The organism is Clostridium oryzae (genome assembly GCF_002029235.1).
GTDB classification, from domain to species: domain Bacteria; phylum Bacillota; class Clostridia; order Clostridiales; family Clostridiaceae; genus Clostridium_AE; species Clostridium_AE oryzae.
The window spans coordinates 12,740-37,075 of sequence record NZ_MZGV01000002.1; the positions used below are offsets into that span (position 1 = coordinate 12,740).

The 24,336-nt window shown below is 32.7% G+C and carries 28 protein-coding genes; 3 read left to right on the plus strand and 25 right to left on the minus strand.

The genetic code is table 11. The features are described 5' to 3' along the window. Positions 1-5 precede the first annotated feature (5 nt). The 16 genes from CLORY_RS01460 to CLORY_RS01535 form a co-directional block, all read right to left on the minus strand. Complete coding sequence (locus CLORY_RS01460) at positions 6-464, minus strand: response regulator transcription factor (protein ID WP_341456623.1); 459 nt, start codon at positions 462-464, stop codon at positions 6-8. Positions 465-509: 45 nt separating this feature from the next. Then, positions 510-977, minus strand: a complete 468-nt coding sequence (locus CLORY_RS23520) for an FtsX-like permease family protein (protein WP_207652154.1) — start codon at positions 975-977, stop codon at positions 510-512. Continuing rightward, positions 952-1,392, minus strand: coding sequence for a hypothetical protein (locus CLORY_RS23525; RefSeq protein ID WP_207652159.1), 441 nt, complete (start codon positions 1,390-1,392; stop codon positions 952-954). The genes CLORY_RS23520 and CLORY_RS23525 overlap by 26 nt, the downstream gene beginning before the upstream one ends. Next, entirely contained in the window at positions 1,292-1,903 is a 612-nt protein-coding gene (locus CLORY_RS23640) for an ABC transporter ATP-binding protein (protein WP_242954297.1), read from the minus strand. The genes CLORY_RS23525 and CLORY_RS23640 overlap by 101 nt, the downstream gene beginning before the upstream one ends. A gap of 420 nt (positions 1,904-2,323) precedes the next feature. Further along, positions 2,324-2,647 (minus strand): hypothetical protein, encoded by a 324-nt coding sequence (locus CLORY_RS01475; RefSeq protein WP_079421796.1) that lies wholly within the window; start codon positions 2,645-2,647, stop codon positions 2,324-2,326. Beyond that, a complete protein-coding gene (locus tag CLORY_RS01480; protein WP_079421797.1) occupies positions 2,640-2,852 on the minus strand; it encodes a helix-turn-helix transcriptional regulator in 213 nt (70 codons plus the stop codon). The genes CLORY_RS01475 and CLORY_RS01480 overlap by 8 nt, the downstream gene beginning before the upstream one ends. 333 nt (positions 2,853-3,185) lie before the next feature. Continuing rightward, positions 3,186-4,061: an AraC family transcriptional regulator gene (locus CLORY_RS01485; RefSeq protein ID WP_242954298.1), complete on the minus strand. Its 876-nt coding sequence runs from the start codon at positions 4,059-4,061 to the stop codon at positions 3,186-3,188. A 145-nt stretch (positions 4,062-4,206) separates the two neighbouring features. Further along, a complete protein-coding gene (locus CLORY_RS01490; protein ID WP_079421799.1) occupies positions 4,207-5,175 on the minus strand; it encodes a phosphotransferase family protein in 969 nt (322 codons plus the stop codon). A 35-nt stretch (positions 5,176-5,210) separates the two neighbouring features. Beyond that, positions 5,211-5,450, minus strand: coding sequence for a purine biosynthesis protein PurH (locus CLORY_RS01495; RefSeq protein WP_079421800.1), 240 nt, complete (start codon positions 5,448-5,450; stop codon positions 5,211-5,213). Between the two features lie 866 nt (positions 5,451-6,316). Beyond that, entirely contained in the window at positions 6,317-6,745 is a 429-nt protein-coding gene (locus CLORY_RS01500; protein ID WP_079421801.1) for a hypothetical protein, read from the minus strand. Between the two features lie 535 nt (positions 6,746-7,280). Further along, complete coding sequence (locus CLORY_RS01510) at positions 7,281-7,655, minus strand: winged helix-turn-helix transcriptional regulator (protein ID WP_079421803.1); 375 nt, start codon at positions 7,653-7,655, stop codon at positions 7,281-7,283. A 41-nt stretch (positions 7,656-7,696) separates the two neighbouring features. Further along, the gene (locus tag CLORY_RS01515) at positions 7,697-7,837 is read right to left on the minus strand and encodes a 4Fe-4S binding protein (RefSeq protein ID WP_079421804.1); all 141 of its coding nucleotides are present in this window, start codon (positions 7,835-7,837) and stop codon (positions 7,697-7,699) included. A gap of 58 nt (positions 7,838-7,895) precedes the next feature. Next, positions 7,896-8,291, minus strand: a complete 396-nt coding sequence (locus CLORY_RS01520) for a pyridoxamine 5'-phosphate oxidase family protein (protein WP_079421805.1) — start codon at positions 8,289-8,291, stop codon at positions 7,896-7,898. 469 nt (positions 8,292-8,760) lie between these two features. Beyond that, positions 8,761-9,495, minus strand: coding sequence for a hypothetical protein (locus CLORY_RS01525; protein WP_079421806.1), 735 nt, complete (start codon positions 9,493-9,495; stop codon positions 8,761-8,763). A 6-nt stretch (positions 9,496-9,501) separates the two neighbouring features. Continuing rightward, positions 9,502-11,736, minus strand: coding sequence for a hypothetical protein (locus tag CLORY_RS01530; RefSeq protein ID WP_079421807.1), 2,235 nt, complete (start codon positions 11,734-11,736; stop codon positions 9,502-9,504). Then, positions 11,737-12,615, minus strand: coding sequence for an ATP-binding cassette domain-containing protein (locus tag CLORY_RS01535; RefSeq protein WP_079421808.1), 879 nt, complete (start codon positions 12,613-12,615; stop codon positions 11,737-11,739). Between the two features lie 1,084 nt (positions 12,616-13,699). Between CLORY_RS01535 and CLORY_RS01545 the strand changes: the two genes are divergently transcribed. Further along, entirely contained in the window at positions 13,700-14,065 is a 366-nt protein-coding gene (locus tag CLORY_RS01545; RefSeq protein ID WP_079421810.1) for a hypothetical protein, read from the plus strand. A gap of 146 nt (positions 14,066-14,211) precedes the next feature. Here the strand turns inward: CLORY_RS01545 and CLORY_RS01550 are convergent, their stop codons facing one another. From CLORY_RS01550 to CLORY_RS01580, 8 genes are all read right to left on the minus strand, one after another. Continuing rightward, on the minus strand, positions 14,212-15,888 hold the full coding sequence (locus tag CLORY_RS01550; protein WP_079421884.1) for an AAA family ATPase: 1,677 nt from the start codon (positions 15,886-15,888) through the stop codon (positions 14,212-14,214). Between the two features lie 304 nt (positions 15,889-16,192). Continuing rightward, positions 16,193-16,486 carry a staygreen family protein gene (locus CLORY_RS01555; RefSeq protein WP_278335295.1) on the minus strand — a complete coding sequence of 98 codons (294 nt, stop codon included), beginning with the start codon at positions 16,484-16,486 and terminating at the stop codon, positions 16,193-16,195. Positions 16,487-16,688: 202 nt separating this feature from the next. Next, positions 16,689-16,853, minus strand: a complete 165-nt coding sequence (locus CLORY_RS23165; RefSeq protein ID WP_169911494.1) for a hypothetical protein — start codon at positions 16,851-16,853, stop codon at positions 16,689-16,691. Between the two features lie 82 nt (positions 16,854-16,935). Continuing rightward, positions 16,936-17,487 carry a DUF4932 domain-containing protein gene (locus CLORY_RS01560; protein WP_079421812.1) on the minus strand — a complete coding sequence of 184 codons (552 nt, stop codon included), beginning with the start codon at positions 17,485-17,487 and terminating at the stop codon, positions 16,936-16,938. Positions 17,488-17,546: 59 nt separating this feature from the next. Beyond that, on the minus strand, positions 17,547-17,795 hold the full coding sequence (locus CLORY_RS01565) for an AlkZ-related protein (protein WP_079421813.1): 249 nt from the start codon (positions 17,793-17,795) through the stop codon (positions 17,547-17,549). Positions 17,796-18,279: 484 nt separating this feature from the next. Then, positions 18,280-18,957, minus strand: coding sequence for a hypothetical protein (locus CLORY_RS01570; protein ID WP_242954299.1), 678 nt, complete (start codon positions 18,955-18,957; stop codon positions 18,280-18,282). A gap of 47 nt (positions 18,958-19,004) precedes the next feature. Next, on the minus strand, positions 19,005-19,703 hold the full coding sequence (locus CLORY_RS01575; protein WP_079421814.1) for a class I SAM-dependent methyltransferase: 699 nt from the start codon (positions 19,701-19,703) through the stop codon (positions 19,005-19,007). A 294-nt stretch (positions 19,704-19,997) separates the two neighbouring features. Next, positions 19,998-20,486 (minus strand): P-loop nucleotide/nucleoside kinase family protein, encoded by a 489-nt coding sequence (locus CLORY_RS01580; RefSeq protein ID WP_079421815.1) that lies wholly within the window; start codon positions 20,484-20,486, stop codon positions 19,998-20,000. 493 nt (positions 20,487-20,979) lie between these two features. Between CLORY_RS01580 and CLORY_RS01585 the strand changes: the two genes are divergently transcribed. Beyond that, positions 20,980-21,555: a TetR/AcrR family transcriptional regulator gene (locus tag CLORY_RS01585; protein ID WP_079421816.1), complete on the plus strand. Its 576-nt coding sequence runs from the start codon at positions 20,980-20,982 to the stop codon at positions 21,553-21,555. A gap of 129 nt (positions 21,556-21,684) precedes the next feature. Beyond that, positions 21,685-23,127: an MDR family MFS transporter gene (locus CLORY_RS01590; RefSeq protein ID WP_079421817.1), complete on the plus strand. Its 1,443-nt coding sequence runs from the start codon at positions 21,685-21,687 to the stop codon at positions 23,125-23,127. Positions 23,128-23,253: 126 nt separating this feature from the next. Here CLORY_RS01590 and CLORY_RS01595 read toward each other — a convergent pair whose 3' ends face one another. Next, entirely contained in the window at positions 23,254-24,129 is an 876-nt protein-coding gene (locus CLORY_RS01595; protein ID WP_079421818.1) for an AraC family transcriptional regulator, read from the minus strand. Positions 24,130-24,336 lie beyond the last annotated feature (207 nt).

Genomic DNA, 24,336 nt, shown 5'->3' on the forward strand with positions numbered 1-24,336 from the left:
TCATTCTATGGTAAAATATACGAAGTTTTATCAATATATATTGTAAAAGTATTGGGATCAATCCTAAAATTTCCACCATCCAATAAACCTTGATGTTCATGTTTTGAGGTTCTACGCAGCAGATTTTTGATACGAGCTAACAAGCGTTCCATGTTACACGGTTTTGTTAAATAATCATCTGCACCTAAGCCCAATGCGTGTAATTCGTCCTGCAATTTATCTCTTGCGGTTAACATCAATATGTTACTCATGCCTTTAGCCTTTATGGACTTACAGATTTCAAAACCTGATTGATAAGGTAAATTTATATCCAGTAATATTAAATTAGGTGCAAGTTCCAGTAATTGAAAAACTGGATTTTCAAAATTTGATATTGATAATGCTTCGTATCCAGATTTATTCAAAAGGTTAATCAATTCTTCTCTCATGTATATATCATCTTCAACCACAATAATCCGTTCCAATAGAACCAACTCCTTTCTTTATCTCGATAGCAGTATGTGCACTATTTAGGAATTTGTTTTCCATTTTAGTTTTCCTATTTCACAATTCGCTGTTCGTGCAACTGCAAATGCATAAACTACCAATACAAGAATAACACTATCTGCCATTATAAACATAAGTGGATAGGACTGTGCAATTGCTGCCTGGGAAGAATGGAGGTGTTTTTGCACAGCAAACAATCCTACCAAACTGCTTATGCACGCCAGTAAAAGCGGAAGCAGAAAGTACCACAACACTTGTTTGTTAATAGATTTTTTCATTTGCTCATGATTTGCCCCTAACATTGATAAGGTTAAATATCTTTCTTTCGTTGCCTGCATTTGTGTTAAAAATTGTAAAGAAAGCAGTGCACAGGAGATGATTAAAAACATAAATCCCATGTATAAAGATGTATAACTTCCCTCAATCACATAAAACAAATGACGCCCAAAATTGTTCAGGTAGCTTTCATAAACAAAACCAGCTGGCTTCAATAAATGGTTTGCGCCCATATTCGGGTTTTTTTATCTTTCCAGTTTCCATACGGTTCAAATGTGCAACATAAGGTTTCATTTTTCCAGAAGAAAGATATTGTTTCACCATCATATCATCACCCATCACAGTAAAATCATAAACAGAAGAACCTCTGCCCAAATTTTCTCTGTATGATAGGATGCTTGAAGAACCATCTGCAATCAACATAATTGTAAACATCATTAAAAGAGAGGCAACACTGATTGAAACATACTTACTTACAATATTCTCCTGTAATTGGCGCGACGTAAAAGTATAAAGTCCCTTTGTTGCTTTATTTTTCGCAGAACTGGCAAACAGACTTAATAATCTGGACAGTCCACGAATAAAAAGAAGTGTTCCTGCAATACCAAATAACACCGCAACCAAAAGCATTGCTCCTCCTGCTGCAAAAAAATATTCCCAAGCAATCCAATATGTAGCAGCTAGTAATATAACCCCAAGAAGCAAGGTAAAAAAGCTGCCACTGGCTGTTCCTGCACTTTGTTTTTTCACCATCTCTCCATAAAGCAGCTGATAAACGTGCATCTGCGTTATGAATAGATAAAGGCAGTAATATATTTTCTTTCCCGGTTAAGTTATCCAGCAGTGCAAAATCCTGAAACAGGTAACCAATTTTACTACCACGATACATGGCCAATTCATTACCACCAAAAGCACTGATATTTGTTCCAGAAAGTAAAATCTGACCGGATGTCGGCTTGATAATGGTAGCAATACAATTTAGTAATGTTGTCTTTCCTGAACCACTGGCTCCCATAATGCCTAAAAATTCTCCAGAAAGAACATCAAAAGTGATACCGTTTAGCGCCTTTGTAGGAATATCACCTCTTGCATAAGCCTTATGTAAATCCCTGACTTCTAGTAATTTCTCTGTATAATTCATAAATAGATACCTCTCATTTCAATTTCCTAATTCCTAATTTATAAGTTGATTTTACATTATAGTGACACAATATTCTACTTACATTCGTTGTAAGGTTTGTTCAAAGTATGCTTTATATTTATCATCACTATGACATGTGTACTCATATCCTGAAAAAAAGGAAATGTTGTGGCACTACGGAGACTGATCCGTTCATTAAACACTTGCAGCACAAATTTTATTCAAATTTCCTAATTTGGGCAAACCCGGTCGGCTACGCCTCGAACACTGTCTAGATCTTAACAGAATTTTGCATTAGCTTAGCTAACAATTGCTAAATTCCATTATAATAAAAAACTGAGTTCAGCACTATTTGCCTCCAAACTCAGTTTAAAAAGTACAGGTATCAATTTTTTATCTCACTTAATAATAGATAATATATTACATTCGCTTATCAAAATATCTTAATGCAAACAATTCTACCGCATTGTGCAAGCCGATGAATAATACGACATAAATTAAAACGCGATTCAAAGTAAGGGTTATTTGAATATCAGAAAATAGCAATACCGCGTCTCCGACAGCTAAAAACACTATCAAAATATAGTTTAAATAATTCGCTGCATTATTAGCTTTGTTCTGAATGAATTGCCAACGTTCGTCTTTTTTATAATCAATCTCCTTTTTAGCTTTCCATAGATAAAGAAAAAGAGTAATACCAGTACCAACAATAAGAAAAAATAAAATAGTAGTTTGTTCATTCATTATTTTCACCCTCCTTGTGTTCAAAAACTTCGTTGATTGAAACATTAAAAACTTCTGCAATTTTGAAAGCTAATTCTAATGAGGGAGTATATTTGTACTTCTCAATTGATATAACCGCTTGTCGGGAAATACCTACCTTTTCAGCTAAATCAGCTTGCGTCCAATCACGCTCTGCTCTCAAAACCTTTATTCGATTCTGTATCAAAGTATTGCCTCCTTAACAAAATGTAATCAATTGTTTACATTGTAATCTACTGATTACATTTTGTCAATAACTGATTTTTGTTTTGGGTAAAAACGCCATAAAATAAAGAGGCAAAGCATAGTTGCATAGCTCTACCCCCTTATATTTAGTTTCGGCATTCGCTTATAGCCTGGTACCTTATTTGTCTACACTTAACTTATCATGTCACCATGATAAATCCAAGATTAACTAATGACTGGTTGCTAACCTTTATCATACAGGATTCCCACATGTTATATAGTAATAAAGAAAGCTCCGCTTTCTTTAATTCATGATTGTATAATTAACTATTATCTATGAAATGATCGGAACCCATACCTCAATTTTGTTGTTCCCTTTTTCATCAGTTTTCTCTCCATATCGAATAAAATCCACACGAGCTTTATCATTAAGCTGACAATTAGATTGGGGGAACCATTCTTTATAAATGTAGTCCATTACTGGCTGCATAGAATCCTTTGCTTTTCCATGATAAATAAATACAACATATTTCCCAGCGGCTAGTGTCAATACACTCATGTCTGATGCTATTTCCTCTGGTTTACTCACTTCAACAGCAGCATAATACTCAAAAGTCGGGTATTTCTCTTTAAGTATAGACTCATTAGAATAGTCATTGATTCCAACAACATAATCTAAATCTACTCTGTTTTTAATTCGGCTTTTTTCCTTGTGCAATTTGTGCCAAAGTCGTGGAATAACAAAAAAGCCTTTCTTTGTATTTGCTTTAAATCCCACCAGAGTAATTTCTTCTTTTTCAATCATTTCTATATCCATAATTCGGTCTCCTTTTAAATTAGTAAGGATTCCACTCACTTCAAATTTCAACTGTATCGGATGAAACTGGTGTTTTAATCGAAATTTTTGAGGCGTTAATTTATACATGTTCTTGAATGCTAATGAAAAGGCTTGTTGAGATTCATAACCTGCATCTAAAGCTATTTGTATAATTTGGTTTTCAGTAAAGATCAAGCTTTTTGCAGCTTCTGTTAATTGTCTTCTCTTGATATAGTGATGTAGCGGAAATCCAACTATTCCACTGAACATCCTGTGCAAATGATATTGTGAATACCCTGTTGCAACAGCAAGTCTATCCAAATTTATTTCTTCTGTAATATGCTCTTCAATATATTCAATTAAAAACCGAATCACTTGTGTATTATTATCCACGAGTTTCACCTTCTTCATTTACAGAATACCAGTTCAAAAAACTTCTTTTTTCATATTTCTTGCTGTGTTATCTATATTTTTGCTCTTTTTTCTGAGGCAAAAAACATCATTAAAAATTGCACCCCTGTGGAATTTAGAGGTGAATTTAGTCAAGTTCATGCAAAGCAAAGTTGATTATAAGCGACGCTAAATGTTTCCTTTCCCAATGCTGTGGATCAGAAAGCGCAAGTCTTGTGGTTCCTTCCGTAAACATTAACAGACCCAGCATTAAACGAGATAGGGCTACTCTTGCTCTTGCATAAGGCGTAAACTCGATTTTTTCTTCAGCAGCAGAATTATATCCATCTATTAAACCCTTATTATCTTCTAGGTGTCCAAGAAAATCGATGGCAAAAAAATCAGCATAATAGTCACCAAAAAAACATCTTTCGGTATCTATAAGTCCAGCAAAATTTCCAGCTTTATCGATAAAAACATTATTGTCAAACAGATCATAATGGATAAGTCTAGGTACCTTTACCTCCTCAAGAGCACCTTCCCATTTTCTAATAAAACGAAGTATTTGAGAAAGTTCTGGCAGCATATTACCTTGCTTTTCAGCATCTTCTATAAGATTGAATATCATATCATAGTATGCATCTTTCCAAGTATCATGAAGCCCTACTTGAGTATAACCAAATTTCTCATTTTTGATGTTATGCATTTGTGCTAAAGCCTCTCCAAACTGATATTGCCAGTGATACAGCTGCTCTTCAGTGAGCTCTACGTCACATAGTAGTTTTCCTGGGAGCACGCTCATGATAAACCAATGATTACCGATTATCTCGTGACCACTGTGTAATATTTCTGGTATCTTTATATCAGTGTGCTTTCTAAGCTGTTCATAGGCCCAAAGCTCAACCTCCATAATACCTTTTTCGTAGGTAAGCATGTTTGTGCCCTCACTTGGTCCAATCTTTAGTATATATCTTGCAGTTTCGGTATGTATCATATAAGCAACATTAAATTCTCCACCAGTTAGCTCCTCTACATTTATTAAATCCTTGATACCAGCCACTTCAATCATCTGTAACAAATTTTCTTCACTTATATTTGCCTTAGTTCTTGAATGCATAAAAACTCTCCTTTTTATATTTAACTTGTGATAGTTTATTTCCCAATATAGCCGCAGCCTCTATTCATATCATCCAAATGCTCGCTAACATAAGAAGCATGAAAAGCTTTTGAAATCTCTGATAGTTCTTTTTCACCATCAATATATGGCTGATACATATCATAACCATAACTAGCACCGCAGTCATCACATCCAATATCGCTATATCCAAGTGACTCTTTTACAATCTGCTCTCTTTGTTCTTTTGTAGTATTCTTTATTAAAAATTTATCCATAATCTAATCCTTTCACTCATAAAAAATGGTTGCACCCTATGTCGGCTAGTTCCGCTCATTAAGCAATTTTACCGCATCTTTTAGTCAAATTTCCTAATGGCTCATAACTCGGCTACACCTCAAACAATTCGCCATCTTAACGGAAATTTGCCTAAAAGACACGGATAATTGCTAAACTCACTCCAAATGCCTCCGTCGGATGTAACCATTTTTAATGCCCTAACTCTTAATATTAACAAATTACTTTTATTTTATTAATTCTATTACCTTTCTATCTTAATTCACTAACTTCAAAATATATTACTGTCTTTTTTTAACTTCTTCGTAAACACGCTGTACCGTTTTTTTATTTAGCAACCACCTTTTCTCCTATTTAGTGGTGTATCTTGATATTAATTAAAAGTTATCCACACTTCCCCAAAAACATAATTTCCTAAAAAGAAAAAATAATAGCTCAATTAGCTTCCAATCTCTATAATGTACCTGTCCCTTTCAATGCTATCAGAATTTTCTGTTTACAGCAAGCTCCATAAAACTACAAAAGCTTTAAATATAATTAGTTTTTGGAAACAGTCCATAAATGGCATTTATAACTGCAAGTATTAAAATAGCATAAGTGGACATTCTAGCTGCATATGGTACTAAAAGTGCACACCTGTGGAATTGGGAGGTGACTGAAAGTCAGTTTCTTGCTATAAACTTAACTTCATTTATTTTGTATTCCTTCTTCTCTATATCCGTTAGCTTTGTTTGAACCTCCATAATTTTTTCTTCAGGATATACTTGCGAACCTTTTATTCTAAAAATAAGGACCTTAAATCTCCAATTATCCTTTATCGGTGCAACCTTGTTTGTTTCGCTCCATTCTAATTTCTCTTCTTTTTATAATCTGATCCATTCCACTGAAAGATATGTATATCATTTTCATGTGTTAAACTTCCCCAAGTTATTATTTCAGGTATTCTATCATTATTTACATCCGCAACAACAACATTTAATCTCATAAATGAAGCATATGGAGCTAAGTAGTGATAACTTTTGTTACTTGGTTTTAGTCTATAGCTTTTACCATGCTTTTGAACAATATCTACTAAATAGCCTTGTCCCTTTTCATCTGCTAATATTTTAATTTTATCATTAATCCCCTTTCCTGTAGTATCTTTTTCCATCACTTCTATTAACTTTAGGTTTAATGAAGAGTCGAATCCATAAACTTGTTTAGGCTTAATTAACATAACTAATTGGATTAAAATGCTGATTAGAAGTATTGCTGCAAAATACCTACTCTTTTTCATAGCTTCTTTAGTTGTCCTTTCAATTTTATTTATAGCTTTAGTATATGAAAAAAGCTATTATTTATCTAAACCTCTTTTAAAGAAACAAATTTTTGCTTTCAATGCCTATTTAAATAATGAATTTTTTACACCTGCTTTTCGATGTAGTTTCACTATACATAGTCCTTCATTTTCAAACAAGAAACGCTCTATATCATAAATGCTATAAAAGTGCACCCCTGGGAATTTAGAGGTGCAGTTCCTTTTATTCGCACCCACATATCACTTCTAACTTGTCACAATATTATAAACACAATAAATCAGGAACAAACTCAGGATTACATTTATAAAACGATAATGCGCCTGATAAACTTTTTTCATCCTTAATCCAAGAAATGCCCATGTCAATGTTGCACTTGGTTCCTCCTTCAGGTCAGTTATTAGCTTATCAATATCTTCATTGAGCACAATTGCTCTTCCAGACAGAGACTCCGGATAACAGGGCATATTAAGATTAATGCTGGCAAACACAGCATCATATCTTCACATCCTGTCTTTATTTATGATCGCATTTCTGGCATTGGGTCATGACATTTTCCACATCTTCTTTATAAAATACACCTGACCACTTGCAGATACTCTGTAAAATTGAGACTACAGATTTACCTTTCTCAGTAAGAGAATATTCTACCTTGGGTGGTATTTCATCATATGACTTTCTATCCACAATTCCATCTGCGATCATTTCTTTTAATGTAGATGCTAAAACAGCATCCGTAATATTACTCATTTCCTTGCGCACCTCACTATATCGAAGTGTTTTCTTAGCTGCAAGCACACAGACAATCCTAGATTTCCACTTGCCTCCAAATATTTCCAATCCATATTCTAATGGACACCTAATGTCTGGTTTTATTTTCTTTTGGTACATCATATCAACTCCTTTTTTCTCTTCATTATATCTTGTGTCCTTTACTTTTCATAGTAACTATCAAATTTATTAGTTGCTTTTATTTGCTTTAATTGAAAAGAGGGAGCGTTTCTATGACATAAGGATACACATTTCCCACAGCCAATACATTTTTTTGAATCTATATATACCAGCTTTTTCATCGCTTTGTCTCCAAAAAATGGATGTGAAAATTATCATCTCCACATCCATCCATATTCTTTAAAGTACTTTTTTATTATCAGCACCAGGAGTTGTAATGATTACTTTATCAGGAGTTATTACCAAGGCTCCTTTAGCAGTTGCAGCTCCATTAAACATTTTTTCCACCATTGCTTTAAAAGTATCAACAATTGCTCCTTCTGTTATATATTCAGCAGTTCCCTTAATCTGATATCCTTCCAAATTTTCTGCATCATAGACAGAAATTGCAATCTTTCCACCATTCGCTCTAATATTATCAAGTGTTGTTTCTAAGAAAACATCACCTACAAGTAACTTTCCGTCTTCCGTTACATCCTTGAATGCAACTGGTATCACATTGGGTTGATTATTGGCACAAGTTGCCAAATCCCACATTCCATTCTTTAATAAGTTTTTTACATTTTCATTTAGCACAATATCTTACCTCCATCAATTTTGTTGTTTTCCTTTGATGCTCTCATTATATCCAATCTACTTATCAGATAGAAGATATTAGTAAGTTTATTAGTAGCTAATAAATTTCATAGTGTAGCTATATAAGTTGCAATAAAGTTCTTACATCGTGGCTTCTAAAATATCACTGCTGAATCGGTTCGACCCTAGGATCTTTTAGAAGTCAGAATGTATTAGAACTTTCACAACTTATATATCTTCATCTACTCTTAGTATATTCTTGAACAAGTTCATTTCTGTTCCGTATGTTACCTCTAGTTCGTCCATTGTCTCTACTGGTTCATAAACTGTGTTATACGGCGGATTACTCCAACCATGTCACCATGATAAACCCAAGACTAACTAATGACTGGTTGCTAACGGTACTGCCAGCTCCCTGAATGTAGCGTACAAAAATTAGCTTTTGTCTTAACAGACTTATACTACCTTTTTAAGATTTTATAGAAAGCCTCTTAAATGAAGTCATATATAAAACCATTCCTACTAGAATAAATACAAATCTGCTCACTATAAAATTTAAAGACAACCTAAAGACAGGTTCCCCAATACTATCCACAGGTAGAACTGTAGGCATATAAGTCACATACCCCTTGGCAAAAATATCAATAAAAGGTGCTTTGTTAAAACTTATAAGTGACAAAATCAAAACAATTGGAATCCAAGCATAAAGCAAAGTTTGACCTTTACTGCCTAAAAACATACTAGTTCCAAAAACAAACACGAAAGTTGGAAGTAATATTATTAACATCGGTAATAAAAAATTTTGAAAACTTCTAAAATTAAAGGTTGTCTTATAGAATGCTAAGCTTATTAAAATGCAGCATAGTGCAATGATTAAGTAAGAAATAAATAAGGCAAAACATTTTGTAGCCAAATACTTTTTCTGCGGTAAAGACGTACATGAAGTAATTTCTCTTACTCTTTGCTCGTTTCTAGAAAAAAGTCCTGTACAAGAAAGCATAAAAATTAGTAACATAATCGTATTTATATCACACAAAAACTTGCAATAACTCCACTTAGAAAAAGGCGCTGTACCAGAAACACCTTGTATTATTTGTGTATATAGATCAAGCACTGAAAAGAAAAGTGCAATTATGAAAGTTATTACAAACATCCTTGAAAAAATTAATCTCTTCAGTTCATATTTAAGAATTTTCATATTCATTAATGCTTACCTCCCTGTACCCTTAGTAATATTTGAAAACTCAGAAAAAGACAGTTTATTATCCTTTTTATCATAATATTTTTTATAAATAACTCTCATAGCATCAAAATACTTGTCTTCACCAATGTGCTTGTATACATTATAAACTTCAAGTGGTCCTAAAGCATATTGTTTATAAGCTCTTAAAAATAATGAGACGTAATACTTTGGAAGCATTGATAATCTGCTCATATATTCAGGATTTCTTCGATAAAAGTTTCGATTTAATTCTTCTACTCCTGCTTTCCACTTTTTCGCCAATAACTTCTCTGCATAAGCTTCTCCAAATTTATTTTTCAAGAATAAATAAGTGCTCATTTCTGCGAAATCATCATCTGACCATTCATCATGATTTTTATCTATTTTGTTATGACTGTTTGCGTTAGATACATCTATTCCACCGCCCCACCATTGATGAGCAATTTCATGAGTAAGCAAAGCAAAAGTGTCAGAAGAAGAAGCTTGCGGTGAATCTGCGTTAGATTTTTTCGTTAAACAATCTTCAGAAACGCATGAAATATTACCTTTTTTGAATCCACCTTGACCAAATACTCCTGAGGTTATAACTACTTTAAGATTATCTTTTCCTAGCGGCCCAAATTTTTTCGAAAAGAATGAGAATATATCTAGCGTGTCATTTCCTCTAGATTCAAATTCTTTTCTCGCAGCCAATGGATAGAAAAACTCCACATTTGTCCCCATTACATTTCTTTCAAATATTCCATATCGTCCAGCTGTCAAAGATAATTCGCTTAGTTCATCACAAGAAAAGCTCCAGGTAGCAAAACCACCGTGCTCAGAAATTTTACGATTTTTCTCTCCCTGAGTTATGACTGTAAACTTTGAATCCATTTTTATTGTACCTTCAATACTCCTATCCTTTTGCTTAACACAAACAACAGGCGCAATGGCTTTAGCACCACTTAGACTTACATAATTTTTGTTAATTCCTTGGGAAAAATCTTTATTTATACTTATGACTTTCGGTACACCTGAATACCTTATACTTAATTTAGCTTTAGTGTTTCTTGGAATGCTTATTTCAAAAACATTTCCAAGTTTTGCACTATTCAAAACCTTAGGAGAGACTTGTGTACAACTTATACGTATTTTGCCTAACTTGATCTCATTAACATGGTAGCCATATGCTAAATCAAAATATACCTTTTGAGGCTTATCCGTAACATTTTGCAATTCTTGAAAACAAATCCCATTAGCTTTTTGTTTATCTTTTTCTATCTTAAGCTTTACAAATATATTTGAAGCTCCTATAACCTTTGTGTTTACAGGTGTTTCTTTTTTACCGCTAATCAATATTGACGAAAAATCCATAAGCGAAAGATTTTTAAAAATTGGTTCATTTTTAAAAACAATAAATATTGCTAAAGTAGAAATCAAGAAGCAAAATGGTAACAGCTTATATTTTCTACAATTTTTAAAAAGAGATTTAAATAGCCCTTTTTCATAGCACCTATTGCTAAGCATCCCAAATAAAAATATAGACATAGCTACCGATAACCCAAACAACCTATTCCAAAGCATTCCTAAAATTATATGTCCACTTCCAAAGTTTTCAGACAGTCCACTAGCACCTGTCTGAACCCACATATATTGATAATCTATTATTCCTGTTAAAAAGCTAAATAGCACCGCTAAGAACATAATAATGCAGGTTATATTAACATTCCTAAATAAAAGATAAAATCCTGCGGTCATAAGAATCGCTAAAACAATTGCGCCAAAAATTATTAATGGATAACTGATTAGTAAATAGCCAAAATTAGCTAGACTACCAACCTTAAATATGTAGTAAGGAATCATAATTATCATTGAGCATAGTGTTGAAATAAAGCCAGCACACATTAACCCTATAATTTTAGTTAAATTTATCTTTATGGAACTTGATATTGGTTCAATAATATAATTGACTCTAAATCTAAGTATTTTGTCAAACTCAAAAACTGTTAATGCAATAAACGCAAGAGTTGAAAATACTGCACCTACCTTTGCTGGAAAAAGTATGGTTTGAGATAAAAGAGTAGCACTATTCATTCCTAATACCATGGTGCTAATATCTTGACTAATGTAGGGTGATAATATCGCCCCAAGTAAAGGAAAAACTGCTGCCAACAAGATTATTATTTGAGTAAATCTAGACTTTAAAATCCTCTTTGTTTCATAGGCAAAGAATGTATTTTTCATTTAATACACACCCCCATTGTGTATAACATAGGTGTACGCATCTTCAAGTGTAGGCTCTATCAGTGGAATAGAGCTTTCTATTTCTTTGCCGATAACACGACAAGAGATGCCATTACCAGTAAACAATTTAGATGTGATTTTGTACTTACCTCCAATTCTTTTTTCTAAAGCTTCATTATTTTTTTCCTCAATAAAACCAACACGTCCGTGTACAGCTTTTATTAAATCCGGCGAAGTTCCGTCAAATAAAATTGTACCCTTATTAATGATTATAATTCTATTGCAAATGGCTTGTATATCATCGATGATGTGAGTGGAAAGTAATACTATTTTGTCATTTGCAGTCTGTGAAAATACATTTCTGAATTTAATTCTTTCTTCTGGGTCAAGTCCAACTGTAGGTTCATCTAAAATGATAAGCTCAGGATTTCCAAGTAATACTTGTGCTATACCAACACGCTGCCTCTGACCGCCTGAAAGAGTTTTAATTTTGAAATTTCTTTTTTCTTGTAAATTAGTCTGTTCAATAGCTTGTCTGATAATATCTTTTACGTTATTTTTAATTTCTTTTAATGCGCACATGTAATCCAAAAACTCATAAACTGTTAATTCGTCATATAAACCAAAGCTTTGTGGCAAATAACCCAATTGCTTTCTGAGTTCTTTTTCGTGTTTTTGGATTGGTTTACCATTAACAATTATTTCGCCGGCTGTCGGTATTATCTTCGATACCAATAGTTTCATAAAGGTACTTTTTCCAGCACCGTTGGGGCCCAAAAGTCCTATAAAATTTGGGCTGTTCATTTCCAAATTCATGTTGCTTAACGCCCTTTTTCCTGTTTTATATGTCATACTCACGTTCTTGATACTAATTTTCATAAATGTTGTTACACTCCTTTTTTATCGTTTCTTTCTCGTGGCTTAACTATATAATAGGACTTTGAGCTTACAGCTCTGTGACATTTAGGTGAGAGATTCGTCACTTTGGGAAAAATACAAAAAGACTATTACAGCAGCTTAGTATTAACTAATTTGCTATAATAGTCTTTTTCTTATTTGCTTTTTTCGCACATTCTGCTGGAGAATTGGTAGGTGACTGAAAGTCAGTTCCTTGCTACTATATACCCTTGCTAAAACCATTGCGGGTTTTCTGCAATAAAGGTTAAGCATTGATCCAGATCAGCTTCTTTCAGGTTATACCATTGACCCGTGTGCCTCAACCAATCTGCTGAACACTTTTCCCCATCCTTGTCAAATAAAGTTACCCTAGCAAATGGATATTCTATATATTTTCCATCAATCAAAGGTTCAGTTGCCTGAATATCTAAATCCTTTGGAATAAATTGTTCAACGAGGTGGTATAAATATACTCGTCCTGCACATATCTTAATTCTATTGATTTCCTTTTTCAGCCTTACTGACGTAGAAATTAATTTATTGATTCTAATCAGGAGTTTTTCTTTATCATTTTGTGCAAGTTTAGCTGGTTTAATGTCATATATCCATTTCTCCCCATTATGCTGGAACTCTAAAAGATGGTACGCCTAATAGATTTGGGCTTATTGGACTGCGAATTTACGTTCCGAGCCTTGGCTATGATAAAACGGGTGGTGTAGGACTTCCTGAAATTTCTTATTGCTCATCAAGAAAAGATTTCAGTAAAACAAACATTGCTGGAGCTTTTGAAAAACCAGCCCTACTAGAAAATCCACTAGCCCCAACAAGTCTTTTTAGCAAAGAAACTTCGTTCCAGTGTTTTAGTGATACAGCTAGACAAAACTGCGATTTAATCTGGAGTCGTCTAGGTGTCATTGCAACAAGAATTTTACAACCTGATCTAAATACAGTCTATATACTTTCAGATCAAATAAAAAGAGATCAATGTAAGCTGTTATTTATTCGCTGGAAAGCTCCTACATTTCCTGACACATATCATAATATCGGAATCTTAGGAAATGAGGACATGCGATACTGGAGTATGTCTTTTGTAACGCGAGTAGGCTTGTTGGGGCTCTACACCCTTAGTGACTTTCAAGCCGCTATTGATAAAAAGGGTTATGTAAATCTTGTTGTAAGTTTTGGAGCATCACGTCCACCTTATGTTACGCCTGAAAATGGGTTTACTTGGATTGATGCCAGCAATCTGCCTTTAGTTCCTCTCACCCTTTTATACAGAAACAATCAGGTGTCCCAGGGATTCCCTTATACAGCAAAGAATATACCAGAGGGTCAAATTGTTCCACCAGAAGTTATGAAAGAGTACTATCCTTGTGGTAAATACGTGAACCCTATCTATTTTGATTCATCTTGTTACGATTGCAACTATTAACATGACAAGACCAAGTGCAAAGACTATATAGGTTTTCTAACTCAACTATTATAAAAATTGCACCTCTAAGGAATTTGGAGGTGCATACTTAGAGCTAATGAGTGAATCCAATATATCATTCAATCATTAGCTCTATCTTCATTTCTTTAATCCGCTAATTTAACATAACAATCCTTTTCACAAAAGCTTATTCCATAACTTATGATATTTTTATATCCTTCGCTACGAAGTTCCATATCATAACCCTTTTCCTTAATCTGCTTTAGAGCATCATCCGCTCTTTTTTCTAGGTCATCTATGTTTTTAGCAATTTTAAATTCAATGACTATAGCTACACCTCTTTTTGATACAGACTTTATAAATAAATCACTTCTGCCTTTTCCACCCTCTCGGTTTGATTTTATAATGTAATCATGCATATTTGCTAGTGCTCCCACTACAAAACCATGATAGAAATTTTCATAGGCATCGTTAAAACTTATTGTTTCCATTAAAAGTCTCCCAAGTTCAATTTCAAAGGTTTTATAATCTGCATTTATTATGGCAGTGTAAAGCTTGCTTAAATCCCTTGCCTTCACTTTATCTTGAAACCATCTTAATACTTTAGTTCTAAAAATATATTTTACTTCTTCATTTGGAATTTCCAAGGTCACATATTTTTGATTAGTTTCACTAATTCTTTCAGATACCTTTTTAAAATATCCCGTAAAAAACATGAAGTTCCATAGATTATCCATGGTATCATAAATCTCATCATAGGTTATATCTTCATGAACTGGTTTCTCTACAGTTTTTCCTTCAATTAAAAGTTCTATCTCTTTTTTTGTAGCTGTATCAGCTTTATCAATTAGGCTTCTAACTATGCTATTTGAACTTGTATTTGCCCAATACGAGGAAGGAAATGTATCTTTGTCCACTGTTAAATCTTTTACAAATCTTATCGCACTCCAAGGATTGTAAACTTCAGCATCCCCAAAAATATATCCATTATACCAATCCTTAATTAATTGTTCTTTTTCACTTAATCCATAGTCCAAGAGCATCTTGCTTACTTCAGCTTGAGTAAAGCCAAAATATTCATCATACAATTTGTTTAATATGGAGATGATTTCTAAATTATTAAGTCCAGTAAAAATGCTCTCTTTGGAAATTCTAAGGCATCCTGTTATAACTGAAAATTCTAATGAAGAATTAGTTTTTAATGCCGATTCAAAAAGCGATCTTATAAAAGCAATCATCTCATCATAAAAACCTTCAAAAAAAGCATTTTCAAGAGGCACATCATATTCATCAATAAGAATTATTACTTTTTTTTCGTGATATTTTTCTAAACATTGAGATAGGAATTTTAATGATGTTACATATAGTTTTACATCATCGTCCCCTCTTGAAATCTTCATATACTTTTCTTTTTCATCACTTAATTTATCACTATTTAAAATATAAGCATGTCTTCTAAACTCATCAGTTATTTCATCTTTTATACACTTTAATGCTAATTCAAAGTTTGGCTGCTTTGCAGATTTTAAGCTTAAGTTTATAACTGGGTACTGTCCCATATGTGAAGTATACTTTTCTCCACATTTTCTTATATTTAAACCTTCAAAAAGGTAAGAATTGTCTTTTTCACCTTTTTCAAAGAAGTATTGGATCATACTCATATTTAAAGTTTTGCCAAACCTTCTCGGTCTTGTAAATAAGTTTACGTCAGCTTTTTTATCTAGTAAATCCTTTATTAACAAGGTTTTATCTATTAAATAATATCCTCTAGTTATTAACTTTTCAAAATTGTCTATTCCTATTGGCAGTGGTTTAAACTCCATTTCATCACTTCCATCTAATTTTCTTTTCATTATATAGAGATATCCAACTTCAACTATTAACTTATACACGCCGAGAATGATCGTTGAAGCTTTCGATAATTCGGCATGTATAAGTCAAGTTTACATATAGAAACCCTATATATATTATAACCCAACTTACACTTTTCTAAAATAGCAGGTTACGGCATTTTGAGGAATATCATGTTTTTCATAGTTACGCATGAAACTGCTTTGCAGGTCTTCTGATAATTCTCTTATCCGCTCTGAATGTACTTGTCTTTCCTTATATGTAAATATATCTCAGTTACTTATAAATCCCAATAACTCCAAAACTATATATCTTGTCATATGCAGGAATACTTGACATAAAGTGAATAAAAATTGGTGTGTTATCAAGATCAGGTTTCCTGTCAAACAAGAATCTATCAGCTTGTCGTAAGGCTTGAAGTGCTGTAGGCATTTCGTTATAAAAAATAGTATTTCTAATATAAGCATTTCCTATTATATCTTTACCATCCACAATTACATATCCAATCAAAGCAAGTCCTTTTTCATTTTGCTTCCAAGTAATTCTTACCTCGTCACGCATTCTTGTAATTTGATCTTCAGCATTAGCAAGTAAAAACTAATCACTACGTTCCAGTTTTTACAATGGGGTCAGGTACACAACACAAAAAATGTAAATTAAGAAAGATACTCAAAAATAAAGGTTCTCTTAATGCTTTAATATCTTAATTATGTTTACAATAAAATCATTGGGTAATATTCATTTAAATCCAATTAGTGCAAGCATAACCTTTTTATGGACCTGACCCCATAGAAAAAACTGGAAACAGTTTCTTCTTGCTAATTAATTTCTCAAGAACTGCTTCTCTGGCATAACAAAATAAATCTGATTTGCTGGCTATCTGGCTTCTTGTTTCATCAATTAAAATTCTCTTATGCCTTTGTCGTAAGGATATCATTTTTTCCTTATTATCGGTTCAATTTATCTTTGTAATTCTTTCATCGCTTAAAAGTATCATAGTTCTTCTCCAATCTGAAATTTTATACCTTTTCTGCAAATACCTTCACTAATTCTGGATAAAAGTCATCTATTGTTTTATAAATATCTCTGTGTTTTTCATAATATTGAAATTTATCAAGTAGAGCAGGTAAATACATATATCGTATTTTCATATCATACTCTAAATGTTTAGCAGCGTACTCTTTTTCGCCTAATTTCCTAGCAAGATAAATAGCTATTGCTCGTACAACATGTTCATTTACACATTCGGCCCAATCACCATATCCTGACTGAAAATCAGGCTGTTTATATAGCTTTAGCCATTCATATGCTTTTTGATACTTATTTACTAACTCGCTAAACTTTTCTGTTAGAGGATTAATTAATGGATGTACAAATTCATGGATCGTAACATTAGTGGATAACGCTCCTCTGCAAAATTCATTTTCTTCCTCATTATCACAGATTTTAAATAGAGTCATTATATTAAACATATCAAATTTATAATTATTCTTAAAACTTATGCCAAAACTGCCATGGGATAAATTTATAATAATATAATGATATGAGTTTTGTTTTTTTCCATATGCTATTCATTAATTCAATTTGAGGCTTGACCTCTACAATAATATCCTCCACTTGTCTATCCTTTCTAATATATTTGGGTTATAAAATTTTCATAAAATAACTTTCCATACAGCAGATCATTACATTCAGTGATTCCACGCATTCTCCACTCCCACGGATCAGTTTCTCTGTTGCCGGTATATGCAATTATATTATCAGAAAAATATGTACTTAGTGAAAATATACCTTCGTCATTGCTTCCTCCAATTGAAAACCCAGCTTGTCTCAAAGAATCACAGAAAGAATCAAAAAAATCGATTTTTTGCATTTGCATTTTTGCAACCTCCTTTTTTATTGAATTACAAATTAAAAACGCCGTAAAATTCACCATAGAATATCAAGGCGCTTATAATTAATATTCGGTTTTATGCTTATTTCCTCACACTCTTCGTATCGGAAAAAAGATATATCCTTGTCTATCTTCTGGACAGTTATAATCATGAGCAGCACCAACAAGCTTAAGGTTGTTTTCTTTTAGATATTCTATGACTTTCATAAATGTATCTTGATTTTCATTCTTTACATAAATATATTCATATGATGCATCTGTTTATTTCCATATAAAATCTCCTATTAAATTAATCTAAGCTTTAGCGCTCACATTTATCTGTAATTATGTGTCAATATTAGGATAATCATAACATATATCTCATACATTCTCATATATAAAAAGGATAAGTTATTGATTAAATTTTTCTTTTATTTTGCTAGTCAATCGCTTTTTAACTTCCATTTTCCTTCCAGGGGTCTGACCCCGCCTATATATTAATTTTCTTGATTAATTTGTCTACTCTCTTTTTTTGTGAATCTGATAAATTATTTCTTCTTTTTAATAGTACAGATAAAAATTCGTTAGAATTTTCTTGATTAATACAAATAAAAGCTCTCTCTGCATGTTGACCAACTTCCTTGGGTCTGCAAGTTTCTAAATGTTGAATTATTTTTGTTAGCATAATTTTTTCGTATTTTTTATCCGCTTTTGCTAATTCTGCAAACACACTAATACTATTATCTCTAGTTATTACACTTCCATTTTCATATGCATCAATAATAATTTCTATATTTTCAAACACTTCTTTTGGCTTTAGAACTGTAATCTTTGATATTGCTGTCATAGCTCCCCAAACAAGTCTGTTATTTCTTGATTTTAAGAGTTGGATAAAATCTAAAACGTAATTTGCAATTAATTCTGGCTTTCTTTCACCTATTTCATAAAGAACCTTTATACAATCATTCGCCACTTGCTCTTTTTTATTTTTCAATCCATCAACAATTTCTTCTATTCCCTTAAGATCCTTCGAATTACTTAATTCAATTGCCAAAGCAATATTAGGTTCTTCGTCATTTCTTCCGAGATTAAACGCTATTTTTTCAATCATATTGTTCTCCTTAACACAATAAACTCTTGCTCTTCTCGCTTTTATAATGTCTAACAATATTTTACATCCTTATTTTAGCTTTTCCAAGGGTCTAGCTCCGCAAGTTATTTCCTTTTAAACAATGCTGTCCACATAAAACCTAAACCTTGTAAAGTACCTTCTATTCCATCTTTATATTTTCTTATCTCTACAACTTCAAAGTCTTTACTAAATAATTGCTCAAGTTTTTCCCTGGTAAAGGCAACACCTACACGTCGTTTCTCATAATATTCCCAATCTGTAACTTCATCTGCACATTTTTCTCCCCAAGCAAAACATATTAGACCATAGTAAGAACCTCGCTTTAATGATCTCCTTAATAGTTCCACATATGAAATTCTTCTGTGCGGTGGCAAGTGATGAAAGCAACCACTATCATATATAAAGTCATATGTATTGCTATCTAATTCAAAAATTGATTTACACATAAAATTAATATTACAATTATTGTTTTCAGCAAATACCTTAGCGTTAGCAATTGCTAATTCTGATAAATCTACTGCTATTATCTCACAACCTTGTTTAGCCATATATACCGCATTCCTACCCTCACCACATCCAAGTTCAAGAACTGTCTTTGGAGCAATTGCTCCACTTTTAAAATATTCTTTTAGATTTTCATCTGGTAAGTCAGGATGTACTATAAATGGAGCCTTAGCCCATCTCTTTGAGTAAAAATTATTCCATTGTGTTGCTTGGTCAGCAAGTTTAGAATCTAGCATATTAAATACATCCTCAACATTTAAAATATCTTGATTAGTCACAATACTTTCCTCCTAAAAATTATTTCTCTTAGATAATTATACCAAAATGGATAATATTGCTTTTTAAGGCACTTTTAGTTATATGGGTATCCTTCGATGTAAACGATGTATTCTGTGTATATTGTTATAATAGAGTTGTTAGATAGTTGTTGTAATACACCTATACTCGCGGAAGTCAAAACACACGTAATAGCCTATTAGGTTGTAATATTTCAAAGTAATTTGTAAGCAAAAAAGGTTGTTAACTTTTTATTAACAACCCTAATATGTATTATTAATTTCAGGACTTATTTTTCATTTTCTTTGATTAACATGCCAAACATCAACCTCTTCTTTCTTAGGTATTTCAAACAAAGAATTCAGTTTCTCAATCAAACCATCGTCTACAAAATAGTCTGTTGTATTACCTGCTAAAACCGCTTCATTACGAGAATTGATATTTTGATACCATTTATCTATTGATATATCAATGTAATGCCATTCATAAAATATATTTTGCTTTTTATAATACTCGGATACCTGTTCTCGTTCCTCTCTGCTCCAGAAACCCCAATCAAGTATTACATTACTTCCTGCCAGAACGATTTCTGATGCTTTTTTATGCAAATATCTTTGAATATCTTTTGCTACTTCATCATGCTTTTCTCCAAGTTCATGATGAAAAATTTCGTATTCAATTTCATCACAGGATAAAATTACTGCATTATAGTCATTAACAAGTTTTTTACTATAATGAGTTTTTCCACTACAAATTTTTCCACAAATTAAAATAACTTTTGCCATTTATAACACTCCTAATTGTGTCGCAATTATGTCATAGTTTCCTGACTATTTATAATTATGTCTTTCAAATTTTCATATAGTACATTCTCATAATAATCTTTGTAACATTACGTATAATCATCTCTTTTTGTACTACTTTTTTTAAATGTAGGATAACCACCTGCGTGCACAGTGAGATTCTTGCTCCTAGAATATTTACTTTTTGAATAATCATTTTATATTGTTTTAATATACCTTCTCGTATTGATGGATAATCGAAAAATAAACTAATCTTTAAATCAATAATATTATACTATCACGTTTTTACCTTGGAATGAAAATCTGATACTTTCATTTCAATATCAAACATTTTATCCATCCATTGTGGCTCACACTTGTCACGTGGCTGGCACGTGACAACATGACACAATTTTTTCTTGACATAATTAAAATATAAAAAGTATAATACATATAGACCAGTCATTATAATTTGAAATGCAGAGGTGTCAAGTTTATGAATACAAAAACTGATTCAAGAGAAAAAATACTTACTACAGCTGTAAAACTTTTTCAAATCAAAGGCTTCAATGCTGTTGGATTAAATGAAATTTTAAAAGAAAGTAATGCACCAAAAGGATCTCTATACTATTACTTTCCAAATGGGAAAGAGGAATTAGCCTTAGAAGCAATAAAACTAGCAAGTGAATTCATAGAAAAAAAAGTAAAAACCTCTTTAGACAAGTATTCAGATCCTATTAGAGCTTTTCAATATAATATAGAAAATATAATTGAATGTTTAAATAAAGAATATAAACTTGATGGAATTTCTATAAGCCTTTTGGCTTTAGAAACTCATTTACACAATGAACTTTTAAGAGAAGCTTGCAAAGATGCCTTCTCAGCTTTACAAAATATATACGCGGATAAGTTAATACAAAACGGTTTTCCGAAAGAAACAGCTGAAGGGCTTGGCATGACTATTCAATTAATGATAGAAGGAGCTATTACGTTATCTGTTACAAAAAAAGATACCTCACCTCTTCAGGAAGTAAGCAAACAATTAAGCATCCTGTTAAAATCCTATATCTAAATATGGGATTTTAACAGGATGCTTACCTTTAAACTTTAATGAATTTGTCTTTCAGTTTATATATAGAACGCATTAAATTTTTCGTTTTATATAGAGACTGGTCTAAATATTTTCAAGGAGTGATATTCTATGGAAGTGAAAAAAATTTATTTTCAAGGAGAAAAACAGCATAACACTAAAGCTATGATGGCAGTATTATTATTTGCTGGCTTTCTTTCACTATTTAACGAAACCATACTAAATGTAGCATTACCAAGGTTAATGTCAGAAATGCAGGTTACAGCTGCTACAGTACAATGGCTTGCCACTGGATATATGCTTATTGTAGGTATCCTTGTGCCAGTTACCGCCTTTCTCATTCATACTTTTACCACCAAACAGCTATTTTTAAGTGCAATGATATTATTTTTATTAGGGTCTATCTTAGCTGTATTATCACGCTCTTTTCAATTTCTCTTAGCTTCAAGAATGATTCAAGCCACAGGGACAGGCATGCTGGTGCCTATTATGATGAATACTGTTTTATCAATAAACCCTCCTGAGAAACGAGGATCTGCTATGGGATTATGTGTTTGTGCTATCCTTTTTGGACCTGCATTAGGACCTATAGTCTCCGGTATACTTCTACAATTTTTCAACTGGCAGTCATTATTCCTTATATTAATTCCATTATCAATAATTTGCATAATTACTGGTACTCTGTTTTTAGAAAATGTTTCTTTAATCACAAAGCCCCAGATAGACTATTTATCCATCTTACTATCAACTATTGGTTTTGGCGGAATTATATACGGAATAAGTATAGTAGGAGACCTAGGAAGAAATGTTATCAATATTGTTCTATTTTTTGTTATTGGAATAGTTGCCTTAGTTATATTTAGTAAACGCCAGCTATCTTTAAAACAGCCTATACTAGAAATACGAGCCTTCAAGCATCCCTTATTCTCAATAGGTGTAATACTTATAATATTAATGCAAATGATACAATTTTCAATGAATATTATTTTACCTATGCTGTTACAGGAAGGCTTAAAAACCTCTTCTCTAGTTTCTGCTTTAGCTTTGTTCCAAGCAGCTCTTCTAAATGGACTTATGACTCCAATAACGGGAAAGATATATGATAAAATAGGTGGTAAGGTGCTAATTCCGTCTGGATTATTATTGATGTGTATTTTTATAGCTCTATTGTCACATATTGGTGTTTCTACTTCTATAGTAACCATAACAATTTTGTATTGCTTTGTTTGCCTAGGAATTGCTATGTCTATGTCTACAACACAGACAAATGCACTTAATCAGCTATCTATGAAAAACCAAGCAGATGGCGTTGCCATAACTAACACCTCCATGCAGATTGGTGCTGCCATTGGTTCTCCTTTGTTTATGGGACTTATGTCTGCAGGACAAAATTCTTATTTAAAGAATGCAGGCGATGCTTTAAACACAAGAATTCAGACACAAGCAATCTATAATGGTTTTAGTCATGCTTTATTTGCTGCCACTATTATTATAGCCCTTGGCTTTATGTTATCCTTGTGTTTAAGTTATGATATAAAAAGAAAAAAATCATAACATTTTCTATGTCACTTGTCACGTGGCTGGCACCATATTAATGACGTAGGGTGCCTCGCTCATTTTCGAGAATAAAATTTCATGCGTTATTTAGAAATCACTGGATACAGACTTATTTAATAGTGGTTACTTATGTGCAACCGGAATCCATATTTCAGCACTATATCCTGTTTGCGAATTGCCAAAATACATTTCCATATCAAAATCACAATCCGCATGCTCATAGCTTGCCACAGGAAACCACTCGGAATAGATTCTCTTCCAAACTTCATGCAGTTTTTCATCGTCACATTCACTTTTCCATTCAGTTTGAAATATTGCCCATGTTTGTTTTGGTATTGTTAAAGTCGTGTACTCAGGAGAAACAACTTGATTCCGCTTTATGCATCCAAGCATATAAGACATATCTCCATTGGAATTATGGGCGTATGTTACGCCGGCATCAAGCAGTTCTCCAGGTTTCTTTCCAGCTGCTTCAAGAAGAGCTTCACCTCGTCCGTCCTGCCCGCATGCTGACCAAAATTCCGGGATATCCTTGTAACATTTGCCATTCACAACAGTTGTTTTTAGTTCAAGTCCAAATACCTCAAATGGTTCTTTCACTTCAATACGATAATTCATCTCAGATACTCCTTTGATTGAAATTGAGAAAGTCATTTTGGGAAAGGCTTTGAGCGAAACACCAATGTCGCGCGCTGACATCGGCATTATGCCATGCAGATTTTTAAAGGCACGACTAAATGCTTCAGACGACTCATACCCGTATTTAACTGCTACATCTATCACTTTTATTTTGCTCGTTTGCAACTCAAATGCTGCTACTGTCAACCGCCTGCGTCTAATATACTCAGATAACGGTACACCAGTAATGAATGAAAACATCCTTTGAAAATGATATGTTGAGCAGCAAGCAATCTGTGCCAGTTTATCATACGAGATTTTATCTGCCAGATTCAATTCAATATAATCCACAGCATCATTCATCCTATCAAGCCATTCCATCAACGTCCCTCCTCTCAAGATTTATGTTATCATACTAAAGTGCTTGCCACCTTGCATTTGATGCACGAAAATATCATATACACATTGTTATAGTACTTGCTTTCTTATAATTTCACTTGAAAATTCTATAGCTTCACCTGTAAAAAATTGCACCCCTGGGGAATTTGGAGGTGACTGTAAGTCAGCTCCTTGCTATCTTCTATTCTT

Coding starts and splice junctions, on each gene's coding strand:
- CLORY_RS01495 (WP_079421800.1), bottom strand. CDS start 5,450: ATGGATAAATTTTTAATAAAGAATACTACAAAAGAACAAAGAGAGCAG.
- CLORY_RS23525 (WP_207652159.1), bottom strand. CDS start 1,392: ATGCTTTTGGTTGCGGTGTTATTTGGTATTGCAGGAACACTTCTTTTT.
- CLORY_RS01585 (WP_079421816.1), top strand. CDS start 20,980: ATGAATACAAAAACTGATTCAAGAGAAAAAATACTTACTACAGCTGTA.
- CLORY_RS01550 (WP_079421884.1), bottom strand. CDS start 15,888: ATGGAGTTTAAACCACTGCCAATAGGAATAGACAATTTTGAAAAGTTA.
- CLORY_RS01475 (WP_079421796.1), bottom strand. CDS start 2,647: ATGAATGAACAAACTACTATTTTATTTTTTCTTATTGTTGGTACTGGT.
- CLORY_RS01490 (WP_079421799.1), bottom strand. CDS start 5,175: ATGCATTCAAGAACTAAGGCAAATATAAGTGAAGAAAATTTGTTACAG.
- CLORY_RS01580 (WP_079421815.1), bottom strand. CDS start 20,486: ATGGCAAAAGTTATTTTAATTTGTGGAAAAATTTGTAGTGGAAAAACT.
- CLORY_RS01525 (WP_079421806.1), bottom strand. CDS start 9,495: ATGAATATGAAAATTCTTAAATATGAACTGAAGAGATTAATTTTTTCA.
- CLORY_RS01515 (WP_079421804.1), bottom strand. CDS start 7,837: ATGAAAAAGCTGGTATATATAGATTCAAAAAAATGTATTGGCTGTGGG.
- CLORY_RS23165 (WP_169911494.1), bottom strand. CDS start 16,853: ATGATATCCTTACGACAAAGGCATAAGAGAATTTTAATTGATGAAACA.
- CLORY_RS01530 (WP_079421807.1), bottom strand. CDS start 11,736: ATGAAAAATACATTCTTTGCCTATGAAACAAAGAGGATTTTAAAGTCT.
- CLORY_RS01510 (WP_079421803.1), bottom strand. CDS start 7,655: ATGTACCAAAAGAAAATAAAACCAGACATTAGGTGTCCATTAGAATAT.
- CLORY_RS01590 (WP_079421817.1), top strand. CDS start 21,685: ATGGAAGTGAAAAAAATTTATTTTCAAGGAGAAAAACAGCATAACACT.
- CLORY_RS01595 (WP_079421818.1), bottom strand. CDS start 24,129: ATGGAATGGCTTGATAGGATGAATGATGCTGTGGATTATATTGAATTG.
- CLORY_RS01500 (WP_079421801.1), bottom strand. CDS start 6,745: ATGAAAAAGAGTAGGTATTTTGCAGCAATACTTCTAATCAGCATTTTA.
- CLORY_RS01545 (WP_079421810.1), top strand. CDS start 13,700: ATGCGATACTGGAGTATGTCTTTTGTAACGCGAGTAGGCTTGTTGGGG.
- CLORY_RS01565 (WP_079421813.1), bottom strand. CDS start 17,795: ATGCAAATGCAAAAAATCGATTTTTTTGATTCTTTCTGTGATTCTTTG.
- CLORY_RS23640 (WP_242954297.1), bottom strand. CDS start 1,903: ATGAATTATACAGAGAAATTACTAGAAGTCAGGGATTTACATAAGGCT.
- CLORY_RS01535 (WP_079421808.1), bottom strand. CDS start 12,615: ATGAAAATTAGTATCAAGAACGTGAGTATGACATATAAAACAGGAAAA.